The sequence below is a fragment of the Rhizobium cerradonense genome (assembly GCF_030182455.1).
Lineage (GTDB): Bacteria > Pseudomonadota > Alphaproteobacteria > Rhizobiales > Rhizobiaceae > Rhizobium.
In genome coordinates this window covers 339976-355375 of record NZ_JAQJCK010000002.1, presented here as the reverse complement: position 1 = coordinate 355375, position 15400 = coordinate 339976, and the positions used below count along the sequence as shown (strand labels likewise).

Genomic DNA, 15400 nt, shown 5'->3' with positions numbered 1-15400 from the left:
GGCTCAATGGTGGCCGCCTTCGAGATAGGCGGAGCGCACTTCCGGATTGGCAAGCAGTTCCTTGCCGGAGCCGCTCATCGTCACCCGGCCGTTGACCATGACATAGGCGCGGTCGGAGAGCTTCAGGGCCGCAAACGCGTTCTGCTCGACCAGGAAGACGGTGAGCCCCTGGCTCTTGTTCAGAACCTTGATGGCTTCGAAAATCCCCTTGACGATCAGCGGCGCAAGGCCAAGCGAGGGCTCGTCGAGCAGAAGCAGCTTCGGGCGGGCCATCAACGCGCGGCCGATCGACAGCATCTGCTGTTCGCCGCCCGACAGCGTACCGCCGCGCTGCGACTGACGTTCCTTCAGGCGCGGAAACAGGGTGAAGATCTTCTCGACGTCCTCATTGAAATATTTGAGTTTGTCGAGGCTTGCGCCCATTTGTAGGTTCTCGTAGACCGTCATGCGCGGGAAGATGCGCCGCCCTTCGGGCGACTGCGCAATACGCAGCCGGGCGATCTCGTGGGTCGGCATATGGGTAATGTCGCGGCCATCGAAGGTCACCGAACCATTGCGGGCCTGCGGGCTGCCGCAGATCGTCATCATTAATGTCGACTTGCCGGCACCGTTGGCGCCGATCAGACTGACGATTTCGCCGCTGTTGACTTCGACATTGACGCCGGCAAGGGCGCGGATATTGCCGTAATAGGTTTCGACGCCTTCAACTTTCAGAAGCGGTTGCCCCGTCATCGCTGTTCGCCCTCTTGGAGGTGCTCGACTTCGGCAATCACCTCTTCCACTTCTTCATCTTCCACACCCAGATAGGCCGCGATCACCCTCGGATCGTTCTTGACCTCGTCCGGCGTACCATCGGCAATCTTCTGCCCGTATTCGAGCACGACGACGTGGTCGGAGATTTCCATGACCACCGACATGTCGTGTTCGATCAGAAGGATCGACGTGTCGGCATCCTTGCGGATGCTGCGCAGGAATTCGTTGAGCACCAGCGACTCGCGCGGGTTGAGACCGGCGGCCGGCTCGTCCAGGCACAGAAGCTCAGGCCCGGTGCACATGGCGCGGGCGATTTCGAGACGGCGTTGCGCGCCGTAAGGAAGATCGCCGGCCGGGTCGTCGGCGCGATCGACGAGATCCGCCTTCTCCAGCCAGAAGCGCGCCAGTTCGATGGCATTCTTGGCCTCGGCGCGATATTTGCCGATGCCGAGCAGACCAAGCACGGTAAAGCCAGACGCGCGCATGAGCTTATTGTGTTGAGCAACCAGCAGGTTTTCAAGCACGGTCAGGCCCGAGAACAGGCGGATGTTCTGGAACGTGCGCGCCACCTTGGCTTCACGCGTGATCCGGAAATCCGGCAGCCGCTCCAGGAGGAATTGCTTGCCGCTTTTCTGGTTGAGCGTGATCATGCCCATCGTCGGCTTGTAGAAACCGGTGATGCAATTGAAGACGGTGGTCTTGCCGGCGCCGTTCGGGCCGATCAGCGCAGTGATATCGCCGCGCTTGGCCTCGAAGGAGAAGTCGTTGATCGCCATCAGGCCGCCGAACTTCATCGAAAGATGATCGACTTTCAGCAGGACGTCGTCGGGGGTTGTGGTCACAGCGTTCATCAGCCGTGGCCCTCCTTTGTAAAGCTGCCGGAGACCGCTTTCCGCTCCTTGAGGAAGGCGGTCGGCTCACGAGTGCCGACGAAGCCGCGCGGTTTCACGATCATGACGACGACCATCGCCAGGCCGAAAATCAGCATGCGGTAGAGTTCCGGAGTGAAATCGGCACCGAAAATTATCTTCAGGAAGCCCATGTCGCGCAGCAATTCCGTGCCGCCGACCATGGCGATTGCGGCGATGGCGATGCCCTTCAACGAGCCCATGCCGCCGAGAACGACGATGGCGAGGATGACCGCGGACTCGAGGAAGACGAAGGATTCCGGCGAGACGAAACCCTGACGGGCTGCAAAGAACGAGCCGGCGAAGCCGCCGAACATCGCGCCGGTCGCGAATGCAGTCAGCTTGGTCGTCACCGTGTTGATGCCGAGCGAGCGGCAGGCGATTTCATCTTCGCGCAAGGCTTCCCACGCACGGCCGATCGGCATCCGGCGCAGCCGGATCGTCACATAGGCGGTCAGCATGCAGAGCGCCAGGATGACGTAGAACAGGAAGATCTTGTACCAAGCCGACGAGATCGACAGGCCGAAGGTCCGAACGAAATTGTGCGGATCCTTCATATCGAACGTATAAAGGCCGAACAGCGAGGCCTTCGTTATGTTGGAAATGCCGAAACTACCGCGGGTGACATCCGTCCAGTTGGTGATGACGATGCGGATGATTTCGCCGAAAGCCAGCGTCACGATGGCCAGATAGTCGCCGCGCAGACGCAGCACCGGGAAGCCAAGGATCATGCCCCACAACCCGGCGAAGATGCCGGACAAGGGCAGCAGGATCCAGAAGGATAGGCCGAAATGCGTCGACAGCAGCGCGTAGGAATAAGCTCCGACGGCATAGAAGGCGACATAGCCGAGGTCGAGTAGGCCGGCGAGTCCGACGACGATGTTCAGACCCCAGGCAAGCATCACGTAGATCAGGATCTGGATGCCGAAATTATCGACATAGGTCAGCGATCCCTGAGCACCGAAAATCGCCAGCGCCAATAGCGGATAGATCAGCAGGAAACCCAGCGCTATCGCGTTGAAGTTCTTCGAAATGAAGCCGGGTTCGGCTTCGACGGGCGGAGCCTTCGCCTTGGCCGCCTTCATGGCCGCCAGCCTGGGCTGCACGAACACCGTCATGACGAACCGCCCTGCGGCGGCAATCGCGACGATGGATGCCAAGAGGCCCCAGCGTTGAACGATGATGAGCTGGTTGTCGATGTTCTGATCGGTCTTAAGGCCGATATAGAGCACGAACATGCCGAATGCGATGACCGCTGTCCAAAGGGCGTCGGTAATGCCTTTCTGGACAAGGCCGGGCGCGGTCTTGCCTGGAACGAAATTTGAACTTGCCATGGCGTTATACCTTCTCGACTTCCGGCCGTCCGAGAATACCCGTCGGCTTGAAGATCAACACGTAGGCCAAGATGCCGTAGGTCGCGACATCCTTGTACGCGATAGCGAAATTGCCCGACCAGAACGACTCGATGAAACCAATCATCAGTCCGCCGAGAACGGCACCCGGCAACGAGCCGATGCCTCCGAGAACGGCAGCGGTGAACGCCTTGACACCGGGGACGAAGCCATCGGTAAAGTTGGCGACGCCATAATACATCAGGTACATCGTGCCGGCGACAGCGGCGAGCGCCGCGCCCATGATGAAGGTGACGGAAATGGTGCGGTCGACATTGATACCGAGCAGCGCCGCCATCTTGCGATCCTGCTCGGTGGCGCGCTGGGCGCGGCCAAGCGCGGTCTTGTTGACCAGATACCAGAATGCCGCGAGGAGAACGACCGTGCAGATGAAGATGATGATCTGCTTCAGCGACAGCGATACGCCACCGATATTGTAGACATCACCCACCAGCGTCGGGATCGGCTTGTTGCGCGGGCCCTGTGCGACCTGGATGAAGTTCGACAGCACGATCGACATGCCGATTGCGGTGATCAGCGGCGCCAGACGGAACGAACCGCGCAGAGGCCGGTAAGCGATACGCTCGATCACCCAATTCCACAGGCTCGTCATCAGCATGGCGACGATGAGCATCACCAGGAGCATGATCGCCACCGGCAGGCCGGCGACGAGCGATACGAGAACCAGGTAGGTGATAAGAGCGGCGAAGCCACCAAGCATAAACACGTCGCCATGGGCAAAGTTGATCATGCCGATGATGCCGTAAACCATGGTATAGCCAATGGCGATCAGGCCGTAGATAGACCCGAGAGTCAGCCCGTTAAGGAGCTGCTGGATAAAATAATCCATATGTCATTTCCCCTGGATGCGCAGTTCGTCGACCGCATCTCTTATTGGTTAGGGTTTTCCTTTGAGAGGGCCCGTAGGGGCGATTCCATACTGTTTTCGAAGGAAATGTGAAGCCAAAAAGGCAGGAAATTGACAAAATCTTTTCAAATCTTCGCGCAATGACGCAATTCGAGCCACAAAAAATAGAAAAACGGCATTCTCTGGCTCAAAAATAGCCAGACAATCCGCATACTTGGTTCGCTGAAAAAAATCTCTTCAGAAACGGGCTCCCGAAAAGCCCGTTCCCTTCCTTCCGAGCCCGACGCTTACGAGCGCATGCGCGCACCATCGGCATCAAACAAAGGTTGCGGCTGCAATGTCGCTGGCAATATGTCGCCGAGCAGTTCGATCGACCATCCCTGCGTTTCGTCGGCAATCTCTTTCGGCACATAACCGACGGCAACCGAGACACCGGAGGCATGCGCATAACCGCCCGAGGTCACCCAGCCACAGACGGCGCCGTTGTGATAGATCGGCTCATCACCAATGACATCGGCATCGTCAGCCGCGAGAATAAAGGAGCGTAGCCGCAAGGCTCCACCCTCCACCTTCTCCTTGGCCGCCGCTGATTTGCCGATGAAATCAGCCTCCTTGAAGAGCGCAACGAACCGGCCGAGCCCGGCTTCCAGCGGCCCATAGAGCGGACGGTATTCGCGCGCCCAACTGCCGTAGGACTTGTCGAGGCGCAGGGCGTTCAATGCCCTGAGGCCGAAAAGCGTAATGCCGAATTCGGCGCCGGCCTCCATCAGGAGATCGAAGAGGTAGCGCTGATATTCCGGCTTCATCCAGATCTCATAACCGAGATCGCCGGTGTAGGAGACGCGGCCGACGATGGCAGGCGCCATGCCGAGATCCATTCGGCGAATGGACATGAAGGGGAACGCGGCAGCGGAAACATCCTGATGCGTCAGCTTTTCCAGGAGCTTGCGCGCATTCGGTCCGGCGATCGAAAGTCCAAGCAGCGACAGGCCGAGCGCTTTCAGCTCCACCGATCCATCCTTCGGCAGATGGCTTTCGAACCAGCGCATATGATAGGCTTCGGCAACGCCGGAGCCTATGACGAGGAAATCCCCCTCGCCCAGTTTGGCGAGTGTGAAGTCCCCGATCAGCTTGCCGTCATGCTTCAGCATCGGCGCCAGCGTCATGCGGCCGACGGCTGGAATACGGCAGGCGAGCAGCCCGTCGAGAAAGGCTTCCGCGCCCGGTCCCCTAACCGAATATTTGGCAAAACCGGAGGTTTCCATCAGGCCGACGCTGTCGCGCACCGCCTTCGCTTCCTTCGCCACCACATCGAAATCGTTGGAGCGCCGCCAGGAGAACTCGTCCATTTCGCCCGCGGGTGCGAACCACAGCGCCTGCTCCAGCCCGTAGGACGCGCCGAAGACGCCGCCCGCAGCCTTAAGCTTATCGTAGATCGGCGTCGTCAGCAGCGGCCGCGCCGCCGGCAATTCCTCGTTGGGATAGCGGATGGAGAAGCGCCGCGCATAGTTCTCGCGCACCTTGGCGTTGGTATACGCAAGCGTCGCGTAGTCGCCGTAACGTGAGACGTCCATGGCGAAGACGTCGAAGCCGGGGTCGCCATGGATCATCCAGTTGGCGAGCGCCAGCCCCACGCCGCCGCCCTGGCTGAAACCGGCCATGACCGCGCAAGCCGACCAGTAGTTCGTCAGCCCCCGCACCGGTCCGACCAGCGGATTTCCGTCGGGCGAGAAGGTGAATGGGCCGTTGATGATCTTCTTGATGCCGGCATTGTTGAAGGCGGGGAAATGGCGGAAGCCGACTTCCAGCTCCGGCGTGATGCGCTCGATATCCTCGGCCAGCAACTCATGGCCGAAATCCCAGGGCGTCGTCACCGGCGACCAGGGGCGGCAGGCCTTTTCGTATGTGCCCATCAGCATGCCCTGCCGCTCCTGGCGCAGATAGATCTCGCCGTCGAAATCGACGCAGTGCATCAGCTCCTTGCCAGTCGCCTTGTTGAAGTCCGCGACTTCCGGCATGTCCTCGGTAATCAAGTACATGTGCTCCATGGCGAGCACCGGCAGCTCCAGCCCGACCATCCGTCCGACCTCGCGTGCCCAGAGACCGGCGGCATTGACGACATGCTCGGCAACGATCTCGCCCTGATTGGTAATCACCCGCCACGAGCCGTCCTCGCGCTGCACCAGCTCCTCGACCTTGGTGTGCAGGTAAATCTCAGCACCGTTCTTCTTTGCCGAGCGGGCATAGGCATGGGTGGTGCCATAGGGGTCGAGGTGACCTTCGACGGGATCGTAGAGTGCGCCGACGAATTGGTCGGGATCGAGGAGCGGCATCATTGCATGCGCTTCCTTCGGCGTCAGCAACGTCGCCTCCAGGCCGTTATACCGGCCCTTGGCGAGGATCGATTTCAGCCAGTCGAAGCGCTGCGGCGTTGCCGCCAGCATCAGGCCTGATGTCATGTGCAGGCCGATATCCTGGCCGGAATAATCCTGGATCTCCTTATAGAGCTCGACCGTGTATTTCTGCAGCTTGGCAACGTTAGGGTCGCCATTGATCGTGTGCATGCCGCCGGCCGCATGCCAGGTCGAACCCGATGTCAGCTCCGAGCGCTCGAGCAGCACGACGTCCGTCCAGCCGAATTTCGTCAGGTGATAAAGCACTGAACATCCGACGACCCCGCCGCCGATGACGACGACCCTGACATGGCTTTTCATCTAAAAATCCCCTGTGTTCGGCGCGAAGTCGGCGGGAATTTTCCCAGCCGACCGGCCGTATTTGCAGGGCAGCCTAGAGACTATCCAGAAGGCCAAATAGCCCGAACTGCGAAACCGATCTGTCTGTTTGCGCCATCGCAATTGTTCGGATCGCGCCATTTCTTCCTAGCACAAACCGGAAATCGCTTTGCGCTTTTCCGGCTCATGTGCTCAATCGCCAAATCCCGCCGTCAGCGCGAATTCCCGTCCCATCTCCATCAACTCCTCGAAGACACTGCCGGCATAGGAGCGGGGAACGATGATCTCGAAATGGTCAGGACCGGTGTGGGCGAGGTTGGCGCTGACGTGGCAGATGAGCATGTTGGCCGATTGCCCCTCGGCAAATACCTGCGAATGCAAGTCGACGGCGACGCATTTTGCCAGAATGCGCCGGACACTCGGCCCCGAAAGGCGCAGCACTACACGGCCGTCGCTCTGTTCGAAGAAGGAGATGCGGCCGGCATCCAACATGGCGAGGTCACGCGCCAGGCTCTCAGCCCCCAGCACGTCCGATACCAACAGCCACTCGCCCGGCCCCGCATGGCGCACGGAAATATCCGGCATCGCCTTCAACGCCGCCAACGTCCAGGCCTCCTGGCTGGCATGGGCGAGCACGGAGAATATGGCGGGGCGGCGGATGACGGCAAGATGGTTTGGATTGGGCTCAGCCTCGAAACCGGAGATGTGATCTTCCAGCACGTGCCGGTTTTGATATGCGACGCTCATCGATCCCTCATCCCAAAAGCTTCTTGTTGGCGGGATCGACGAAGACCGGATTGCAGACCTCGGCAACCACTTCCTCGCCACGCAACCCATCCCAGACGATCACATGTTCACCGATCCGCTCGCGCCCGGATTTCAGGAAGGCCAATGCGATAAAATGGCCGAGAACCGGGGAGAAGCAGGCGGAAGAAACATGGCCCTGATCATTCGCCGTCGAAGGCTTGGCACCTTCCCTCAGCAGGTGCGCACCTGCCCGGATTTCCTTGGTGGCATCGACCGGCTTCAGCCCGACAAGCTGAACACGATCGGCAGCGGTCAGGCCGAAGCGGGTCGAAAGCCGCTTGCCGATGAAATCCGGCTTCTGCGTCGCCATCATCCGGCCGAGCCCGACATCATCCGGCGTGGTGCGGCCATCCAGTTCGTTATGGGTGACATGTCCTTTCTCGATGCGGAGCACATTCAGCGCCTCGACCCCGTAAGCGCAGATACCGTGCGCCTTGCCCGCCTCCATGATCGCATCCGCCACCGCCTCGCCATAGCCGGCGGGAACGGCGAGCTCATAGGCCAGTTCGCCGGAAAAGGAGATGCGGAACAGTCTGGCCTTCAGACCGCCTTTCAACATCACCTCTGCGGCGGCGAGGAATGGGAAGAACGCGTCGGAAATATCGTCCTCGACAATCTGTTCCAGAACCTCACGCGCCCTCGGACCGGCAATTGCCATCTGCGCCCATTGATCCGACGAGGAGACGAAACGGACGTCGAGCTGTGGCCATAGGGTCTGGGCGCAGAATTCCATATGCGCCATCACCTCGCCGGCCATCGCGGTCGTCGTGGTGAGGAAGAAATGATTCGGTGACAGTCGGCTCGTCGTCCCGTCGTCGAACACCATGCCGTCCTCGCGCAGCATCAGCCCATAGCGTGCCTTGCCGATCGGCAGTTTCAAGAAGGCGTTGGAATAGATCCGGTTGAGAAACTCCGCCGCATCCTTGCCGAACACTTCGATCTTGCCGAGCGTCGAGACGTCGCAAAGACCGACATTGTTGCGGACGTTCAGCACCTCGTGGTCGACGCTGTCGCGCCAGGTTTTCTCGCCTGCGCGTGCAAACCAAGCCGAGCGAAACCAAAGGCCGGCTTCGACGAATGTCGCGCCATTCTTCTTCGCCCAGCCATGAAGTGGCGATTCCCGCACCGGCTGCGCATGCTTGTCGCGCGCCGTACCCGCCAGGGCGCCGAAGGAGACGGGCGTATAGAAAGGCCGGAAGGTCGTCGTGCCGACAGCAGCGGGGCTGACGCCGCGCATGCCGGCGATGAGGCCGGCGGCATTGACATTGCCAAGCTTGCCCTGATCCGTCGCCATGCCGCTCGTCGTATAGCGCTTGGCGTGCTCCGCGTGACCATAGCCTTCGCGCAGGGCCAGGCCCAGGTCTTTCGCATGGACGTCGTTCTGGAAGTCGACGAAGGCCTTGTCCTTGGCGCCCGGCACATGCCAGATGGCTGCAAAGGACGGATCGTAATCGCCTTCGACCTCCGGTATCTCCGCCTCATGTGCGGTGCGCCCCAGGCTTTCAATAATCAACCGCGCCTTTTCCGCGCCATCGGCAAGACAGCCCGAAACACTGTCGATGCCTGCAGCCGATCCGGCAATCTCCATTTCGCCGCCGACCGTCGGCGCTATGAAGCCCTGTTTTTCCTCCGACCACACAGGCTTTGCGCCGCGCTGACAGGCAAGATGAATGATCGGCGACCAACCGCCGGACATGGCAAGCGCGTCACACGCAATAACCTCGTCCAGGCCGCCACGATCGGCAATCACCCCGCTGATACGATGCCGGCCCTTCGTGGCCTGCACGGTGCCGGCGTGAATGATGCGAACGCCCAGAGGCGCAGGATCGGAAGAAGTACTGCGCGTATCGATGATGGCCGCTATCTCGACGCCTTCGGCCGCGAGATCCAGCGCCGTGCGATAGCCGGACCCGCCATTGGTGAACACCGCCACCTTCTGCCCCGCCACGACGCCATATCGATTGAGATAGCTGCGCATCGCGCCGGCCATCATGACGCCTGGCCTGTCATTGCCGCCGAATACCAGCGGTCGCTCTTCCGCACCGGTGGCGAGGATGGCGCGTTTGGCGGCGATACGCCAAAGACGCTCGGCCGGCAGATCGGGCGAAGGCATCGCCACATGCTTCTGCACTTTTTCGACCGCGCCAAAGACATTGTCGTCATACCAGCCGAACACCGTGGTGCGCGGCATCAAAGTGACATTCTCGAAGCTCTGGAGTTCGTCGAGCGCCGTATGCACGAAGGCATCCGCGGAGGCGCCGCCGATCGACAATCTCTCCGACAGCAGCGATCCGCCCAGACGAAATCCTTCGTCTGCAAGAATGATGCGGAGCCCCGCGCGCGCCGCCGTTAGCGCCGCCATCAGCCCGGCCGGGCCGGAGCCGATCACCAGCAGATCACAATGCGCCCAGGCCTTCTCATAGCGATCGGGATCAGCCCGCATCGCCGCCTTGCCGAGACCGGCGGCGCGGCGGATCAGCGGCTCATAGAGCTTCTCCCAAAAAGCCGCCGGCCACATGAAGGTCTTGTAGTAGAAGCCCGCGCTGAGGAAAGGCGAGAACAGGCCGTTGATCGAGGCAATGTCATATTTCAGCGACGGCCAGCGGTTCTGGCTGACAGCGGTCATGCCCTGATAGAGCTCGACGACGGTGGCGCGCGTATTCGGCTCCGTGCGTCCGTCCCTGCCGATCGTCACCAGCGCGTTTGGCTCGGCGGAGCCAGCCGTCAGGATGCCGCGCGGACGGTGATATTTGAAGCTGCGGCCGACGAGCAACTGATCGTTGGCAAGAAGCGCGGCGGCGAGCGTATCACCCTCCATCCCCTTCATATCCCTGCCATCGAACTTGAACGAAAGCGGTCGGCTGCGGTTGACGAGGCCGCCAGAGGAAAGACGATAGGCCGTCATTGCGCCGCCTCCCGCGCCTTGTCCGCTGCATCGGTGACGGAGAAGACCTCATGGGTGACATTGCTGCGATCGACGATCAGCCAGCGGCGGCAACCAGCCGCATGATGCCAATATTCGAGAATGCGCCCGCGCTCGTTGTCGCGGATATAGACATAGCGATGCCAGTCTTCATCCGGGGCGGATGGAGCCGGGCGGGTGGCGGATGCAGAACCCCGAATGGTGAACTCTTCTTTCGGGCGCGTGCCGCAATGCGGGCAGGTGATCAGGCTTGCCATTGGTTTCGTGCCCTCAATGCAGATTCGGCTGCGGACCCTTGCCGCCTTCGTCGATCGCAAAACCGCGCTCGAAGCGATCGAGGCGCAGGAGGCGGCTGACCTCATGGCTTTCGCCCTTGGCGATCAGGTGCGCGAAGCAGAAGCCGGAGGCTGGCGTCGCTTTGAAGCCGCCATAGTTCCAGCCGCAGTTCAGATAGAGATTGTCGATCGGCGTGCGGTCGATGATCGGTGAGCCGTCCATGCTCATATCCATCACCCCACCCCAGCTCCGCAGCACACGGACACGCGACAGGCCTGGGATCAGCGACACCCCCTCCTCCATCGTATGTTCGACGGTGGCGAGATTGCCGCGCTGGGCATAGGAGCTGTAATAATCGAGATCGGCCCCGAAGACCAAACCGCCCTTGTCCGACTGCGATATATAGAAATGGCCGGCACCGTAGGTGATGACGTGATCGATCACCGGCTTCAGCCCCTCCGTGACGAACGCCTGCAGCACGTGGGTTTCGATCGGCAGTTCCAGATCCGCCATGCGCCCGAGGATCGAGGTATGGCCGGCCGCCGCCAGCGCCAGCTTGTTGCAGCCGATGAAGCCGCGCGTGGTCTCGACACCGGTCACGGCACCACCTTCGCGGCGGATGCCGATCACCTCGCATTGCTGGATGAGATCGACACCACGACTGTCGGCACCACGCGCATAACCCCAGGCGACGGCATCGTGCCGCGCCGTACCGCCGCGCGCCTGAAGCAGCCCGCCAAGGATCGGAAAGCGCGCATGTTCGAAATTGAGATAGGGCATCATCTTGCGGACCTGATCGCGGTTCAGCAGTTCCGCATCGACCCCGTGCATGCGCATGGCATTTCCGCGCCGGGCATAAGCGTCGCGTTGCCCATCGGAGTGGAAGAGATTGATGATGCCGCGTTGGGAGACCATGGCATTGTAATTGAAATCCTGCTCCAGCCCTTCCCAAAGCCGCATCGAGAATTCGTAGAACGGCTCGTTGCCGAGCAGGAGATAATTGGAGCGGATGATCGTGGTGTTGCGGCCCACATTGCCGGAGCCAAGATAGTTCTTTTCCAGCACCGCGATATTGGTGATGCCGAACTCCTTGGCGAGATAGTAGGCCGTCGCCAGCCCATGCCCGCCACCGCCGACGATGATGACGTCATAATGCGGTTTCGGCTCCGGAGTTCGCCAGACAGGCTTCCAATGACGGTTTCCTGAAAGCGCCTGCTTCAGAACCTGATATGCCGAATAACGCATGTATGAATCCCGGTCTCTACGCGGCCACACATTCGCATAAGCAATAAAAACGACAAGTCCGGAAAGGGCGGAAAACCTTCGCAAACAGAACATGTTCTTTCCCGAATGCGCAGCAAAGCGAGGCACTGTATCTCAAAGAACACGGGGGTAGCGGAGATGTTGCTGACAACGGCGCATGGATGCGAAGTTCCGTTGCGGAATAACGATCCAAGCGCTAGGCGGTGAAAACGTGATTGGCGCGGGGTCTAAACTTTACGGTGAAGGCTTCTTAATTATTGTATCTCTAAGCTCGAACCACGGACGAGCTGCGGAAAGACGGCAGGCGAATGCTCGCGACATTTGAAAAAGCGGCCCTTGAGGCGGGTAAGGCCATATTGGAGGTCTACCGTGCCGGTTATGCCGTCGCTTTGAAGCAGGATATGAGTCCCGTCACGATTGCCGATGAACGCGCCGAGCACATTATTCTCGAACATCTGACGCGCGACTTTCCGGACATTCCCGCAATTGCCGAGGAATCGGTCGCTGCCGGCAATATTCCCGACGTCCGCGGCCGCCCCTTCTTCCTGGTCGATCCGCTGGACGGCACGCGCGAATTCATCGAGCATCGCGACGAGTTCACCGTCAATATCGCCTATATTCAGAACGGCGTCCCGGTCACCGGTATCGTCTTTGCGCCGGCGCTCGGCATAGCCTTCACCGGCGAGGCCGGCAAGGCGCGCAAGCTCGCCATCACCGACCAGTTCACCGTTGCCGACCGTTCCGCAATCGCGGTGCGCGCACGCCCCGAGCATTTGCTGGCGCTTGCCAGCCGCTGCAACAGCAGCCCGAAGACGGATAGTTTCCTGGCAGAAAATGCCGTCACCGCCTGCACGTCGATCGGCTCTTCACTGAAATTCTGCCTCCTCGCCGAAGGCAAGGCCGACGTCTATCCGCGCTTCACGCGCACGATGGAATGGGACACCGCGGCCGGTGATGCAGTATTGCGCGCCGCAGGCGGCTCAACCCTTACGCTCGATGGCCGCCCGCTTTCTTACGGCAAGACCGATCAGAGCGATGACAGCGATTTCGCCAACCCCAATTTCATCTGCTGGGGCGGCGGGAAAAGCCTCGCCCACGCCTAACATCATATCAAAAGCGTAAGTTTTCACTGACGAAAACTCATACAACAACCGGCTTTTCCGCTGCGATAACAGCGGATTGCCGGATTTTCTGCGTCGCCATCATCGCGCAAATCAGCTCGCTCCGGCTTTCCCTAAAATTATTATCAAAGTGTTACCAAGCGCTTAGGCAATTTTTAAATGTGGCAAGTTAGAGTGGCTCCCGTGGTCTTGAGTATGTGTAGAGAGTCCAATGACCGAAATGATACGTCCCCGAGTGAAGTATGTCATCGGCCCCGATGGCAGCCCGCTTACGATTGCCGACCTGCCGCCGCCGAACACGCGCCGCTGGGTTATCCGTCGTAAGGCCGAGGTTGTCGCCGCGGTACGCGGTGGTTTGCTGAGCTTGGAAGAAGCTTGCGAGCGTTATACGCTCACTGTGGAAGAATTCCTCTCCTGGCAGTCGTCCATCAATACCCATGGCCTCGCCGGCCTCCGGACGACCCGCATACAGCAGTATCGTCACTGACGGCTGCCATACAGACGCGACATTCGTTTGATCTTCAGTTCGGGCCTTTTTCCTTCCTCAACAGGATATGAAGAAGGCCCGAAATCATGGTAGAACCCGCATAGAACCAGAGGCCCGGCTGCGTAAATGCAGTCGCAAGCCCGCTGGTTTTGGCGGCGGCGATGACGATCGCCACCAGCAGCACGTCCGCCATCGACCAGCGCGCCAGTTGCGGCACGATATGCTCGAAGAAAAACCCGCGTTCGCTTTTTCTCCGCGTCCCCATCGCTTCAATTGCCAGGCTCACGGTCTTCAAGATTGGCAGCGCCACCGAGACGAGCGCCACGATAGTGGCGAGAAGATAGTTTTCCGCTCCCCAAAGAGAAGCGATGATGCCGAGCAGGGACGGCGTGTCGCTGAAGAAATAAAGCTTTTCGAAACGAACCAGCGGCAATACGAGGCCAAAGGCCAGCAGGAACGGGACAGTGACCAGAAGCACGGCTTGCAGATTGCGCATCGGTGCCGGAAACCTCCCAAATGGCTGCATCACCCTTATCACAGCCGCATAGCGCAGAAGATCGGAAATCCAAACCGTTTTTCGAACGGTGGACGCTGTCCGCGAGCGCTGCTTGCCACCGGCGACAGGTTTGTTAGCATCGATCTGAGACAAGAGACGTTAACCGACGTCGATCCAAAAATATTTGAAATCCGAGGACAATCATGGACATCCGCAACGAAGACAACGCATCGGGTGGACGCTACGCTGCAACGATCGAAGGCCATGAGGCCGAGATGACCTTTTCCCGCGCCTCTCCCAAGCTGATCATCATCGATCATACCGCCGTCCCGGATGCACTTCGCGGCAAGGGCGTCGGCCAGGCGCTCGCCCTTCATGCCGTCGAAGAGGCCCGCAATGGCGGCTGGAAGATCATTCCACTTTGCCCATTTTTCAAAGCGCAAGCCCAGCGTCATGAGGAATGGCGCGATGTGGTGAATATGTAGCCCCACCGCGCTGGAGATAATCGAGCATCTTCATTTGAAAACACCAAAAGCCGTGCATGGCCGGCCACCCACCATGGCCAGTCATGCACGGCTTTCGAGCCGCTTCCGCCGCTTCTCGCATAATCCCGAACATCGGTCCGATGCGAAGATCAAGAAATGGCGACGGAATAGTTAATTAGGCGCGTGCCCTCACCGGCCCCGAACCGTCGCGCTCTTCCAGCGCTGCGGCCTTGGCATATTCGGCCTGCATTTCTTCCAGCGATGTTTCCAGCGCCTCTTCCTGCACCTGCAATTCCCGGATCGACACCTGCAAGTTGTCCGCGCGCTGCCGTGCGGCTTTGGCAAAGGTCGGGTAGGCAAAGTGGTTCGGATCGGAAATGCCGGACTTTTTCTCTTCCAGCACGATCTGGCTCTCCAGATCCTTTGTCATACGGTCGAATTCCGCCATCATCATCTGCAGTTGCTGCAGTTGACGGCGTTTTTCGTTCACCTGAAACTCCTTCAGGCGCGTTAGGCTCTCACGTGACTTCATACGCATTACTCCCGTGATGCGAGACCCCGGCTCTCGATATTTTGACCCGCCGCACCGCTTTGAAACGGCTTGGTTAAAAAAATTTCCAGCGATCTTAATAAAAACCTACCGCTGGTAACCTTTCGTTTACGGGCATCGTTAATGATAGGGACGATCATTTAAGGGTCAGTAAATGTCGCGCTCAGAATTCGAGATGTTGACATTGGCGAGTCGAATGAATCACTTGGCGTGTCTTCTTAATGCAACACTTTAGGAAAGATATTTGCTGATTGTCATTGGAAAACAGTGCAATGGAAAAATTATTTAATAAATTCGATACGTCTTGCCAGAGTGAATCAGAATTTGTTAACCATTCCGT

General features: G+C 59.5%; 14 protein-coding genes. 3 read left to right on the top strand and 11 right to left on the bottom strand.

The genetic code is table 11. The features are described 5' to 3' along the window. Nucleotides 1-3: 3 nt before the first annotated feature. The 9 genes from PH547_RS05860 to PH547_RS05820 form a co-directional block, all read right to left on the bottom strand. A complete protein-coding gene (locus tag PH547_RS05860; RefSeq protein ID WP_028751911.1) occupies nt 4-732 on the bottom strand; it encodes an ABC transporter ATP-binding protein in 729 nt (242 codons plus the stop codon). Further along, nucleotides 729-1604, bottom strand: coding sequence for an ABC transporter ATP-binding protein (locus PH547_RS05855; protein WP_104824003.1), 876 nt, complete (start codon nt 1602-1604; stop codon nt 729-731). Before PH547_RS05855 ends, PH547_RS05860 begins: the two co-directional genes overlap by 4 nt. Beyond that, entirely contained in the window at nt 1604-2995 is a 1392-nt protein-coding gene (gene livM, locus PH547_RS05850) for a high-affinity branched-chain amino acid ABC transporter permease LivM (RefSeq protein ID WP_104824004.1), read from the bottom strand. Before livM ends, PH547_RS05855 begins: the two co-directional genes overlap by 1 nt. Before the next feature lie 4 nt (nt 2996-2999). After that, a complete protein-coding gene (locus tag PH547_RS05845) occupies nt 3000-3902 on the bottom strand; it encodes a branched-chain amino acid ABC transporter permease (RefSeq protein ID WP_104824005.1) in 903 nt (300 codons plus the stop codon). 305 nt (nt 3903-4207) lie between these two features. Next, nucleotides 4208-6634: a GcvT family protein gene (locus tag PH547_RS05840; protein WP_285167758.1), complete on the bottom strand. Its 2427-nt coding sequence runs from the start codon at nt 6632-6634 to the stop codon at nt 4208-4210. 210 nt (nt 6635-6844) lie between these two features. Next, nucleotides 6845-7399 carry a sarcosine oxidase subunit gamma gene (locus tag PH547_RS05835; RefSeq protein ID WP_285167757.1) on the bottom strand — a complete coding sequence of 185 codons (555 nt, stop codon included), beginning with the start codon at nt 7397-7399 and terminating at the stop codon, nt 6845-6847. Between the two features lie 7 nt (nt 7400-7406). Next, a complete protein-coding gene (locus PH547_RS05830; RefSeq protein ID WP_285167756.1) occupies nt 7407-10364 on the bottom strand; it encodes a sarcosine oxidase subunit alpha family protein in 2958 nt (985 codons plus the stop codon). Next, nucleotides 10361-10639 carry a sarcosine oxidase subunit delta gene (locus tag PH547_RS05825; protein WP_285167755.1) on the bottom strand — a complete coding sequence of 93 codons (279 nt, stop codon included), beginning with the start codon at nt 10637-10639 and terminating at the stop codon, nt 10361-10363. The genes PH547_RS05830 and PH547_RS05825 overlap by 4 nt, the downstream gene beginning before the upstream one ends. 13 nt (nt 10640-10652) lie before the next feature. Then, the gene (locus PH547_RS05820) at nt 10653-11903 is read right to left on the bottom strand and encodes a sarcosine oxidase subunit beta family protein (RefSeq protein WP_285167754.1); all 1251 of its coding nucleotides are present in this window, start codon (nt 11901-11903) and stop codon (nt 10653-10655) included. 326 nt (nt 11904-12229) lie between these two features. Between PH547_RS05820 and cysQ the strand changes: the two genes are divergently transcribed. Both cysQ and sciP read left to right on the top strand, forming a co-directional pair. Next, nucleotides 12230-13024: a 3'(2'),5'-bisphosphate nucleotidase CysQ gene (gene cysQ / locus PH547_RS05815; protein ID WP_283047021.1), complete on the top strand. Its 795-nt coding sequence runs from the start codon at nt 12230-12232 to the stop codon at nt 13022-13024. Nucleotides 13025-13253: 229 nt separating this feature from the next. After that, nucleotides 13254-13529, top strand: coding sequence for a CtrA inhibitor SciP (sciP, locus tag PH547_RS05810; RefSeq protein WP_004107124.1), 276 nt, complete (start codon nt 13254-13256; stop codon nt 13527-13529). Nucleotides 13530-13563: 34 nt separating this feature from the next. Here sciP and PH547_RS05805 read toward each other — a convergent pair whose 3' ends face one another. Beyond that, nucleotides 13564-14025 carry a paraquat-inducible protein A gene (locus PH547_RS05805; protein ID WP_104824012.1) on the bottom strand — a complete coding sequence of 154 codons (462 nt, stop codon included), beginning with the start codon at nt 14023-14025 and terminating at the stop codon, nt 13564-13566. 203 nt (nt 14026-14228) lie between these two features. On the opposite strand from PH547_RS05805, the gene PH547_RS05800 reads away from it, so the two are divergent. Continuing rightward, nucleotides 14229-14510 carry a GNAT family N-acetyltransferase gene (locus tag PH547_RS05800; RefSeq protein ID WP_104824013.1) on the top strand — a complete coding sequence of 94 codons (282 nt, stop codon included), beginning with the start codon at nt 14229-14231 and terminating at the stop codon, nt 14508-14510. A gap of 175 nt (nt 14511-14685) precedes the next feature. Here PH547_RS05800 and PH547_RS05795 read toward each other — a convergent pair whose 3' ends face one another. Further along, on the bottom strand, nt 14686-15042 hold the full coding sequence (locus tag PH547_RS05795; RefSeq protein WP_104824014.1) for a flagellar export protein FliJ: 357 nt from the start codon (nt 15040-15042) through the stop codon (nt 14686-14688). Nucleotides 15043-15400: the final 358 nt, after the last annotated feature.

Bases quoted from the DNA above. Each gene is read 5' to 3' on its own strand.
- PH547_RS05860 (WP_028751911.1), bottom strand. From the start codon at position 732: ATGACGGGGCAACCGCTTCTGAAAGTTGAAGGCGTCGAAACCTATTAC.
- PH547_RS05855 (WP_104824003.1), bottom strand. From the start codon at position 1,604: ATGAACGCTGTGACCACAACCCCCGACGACGTCCTGCTGAAAGTCGAT.
- livM (WP_104824004.1), bottom strand. From the start codon at position 2,995: ATGGCAAGTTCAAATTTCGTTCCAGGCAAGACCGCGCCCGGCCTTGTC.
- PH547_RS05845 (WP_104824005.1), bottom strand. From the start codon at position 3,902: ATGGATTATTTTATCCAGCAGCTCCTTAACGGGCTGACTCTCGGGTCT.
- PH547_RS05840 (WP_285167758.1), bottom strand. From the start codon at position 6,634: ATGAAAAGCCATGTCAGGGTCGTCGTCATCGGCGGCGGGGTCGTCGGA.
- PH547_RS05835 (WP_285167757.1), bottom strand. From the start codon at position 7,399: ATGAGCGTCGCATATCAAAACCGGCACGTGCTGGAAGATCACATCTCC.
- PH547_RS05830 (WP_285167756.1), bottom strand. From the start codon at position 10,364: ATGACGGCCTATCGTCTTTCCTCTGGCGGCCTCGTCAACCGCAGCCGA.
- PH547_RS05825 (WP_285167755.1), bottom strand. From the start codon at position 10,639: ATGGCAAGCCTGATCACCTGCCCGCATTGCGGCACGCGCCCGAAAGAA.
- PH547_RS05820 (WP_285167754.1), bottom strand. From the start codon at position 11,903: ATGCGTTATTCGGCATATCAGGTTCTGAAGCAGGCGCTTTCAGGAAAC.
- cysQ (WP_283047021.1), top strand. From the start codon at position 12,230: ATGCTCGCGACATTTGAAAAAGCGGCCCTTGAGGCGGGTAAGGCCATA.
- sciP (WP_004107124.1), top strand. From the start codon at position 13,254: ATGACCGAAATGATACGTCCCCGAGTGAAGTATGTCATCGGCCCCGAT.
- PH547_RS05805 (WP_104824012.1), bottom strand. From the start codon at position 14,025: ATGCGCAATCTGCAAGCCGTGCTTCTGGTCACTGTCCCGTTCCTGCTG.
- PH547_RS05800 (WP_104824013.1), top strand. From the start codon at position 14,229: ATGGACATCCGCAACGAAGACAACGCATCGGGTGGACGCTACGCTGCA.
- PH547_RS05795 (WP_104824014.1), bottom strand. From the start codon at position 15,042: ATGAAGTCACGTGAGAGCCTAACGCGCCTGAAGGAGTTTCAGGTGAAC.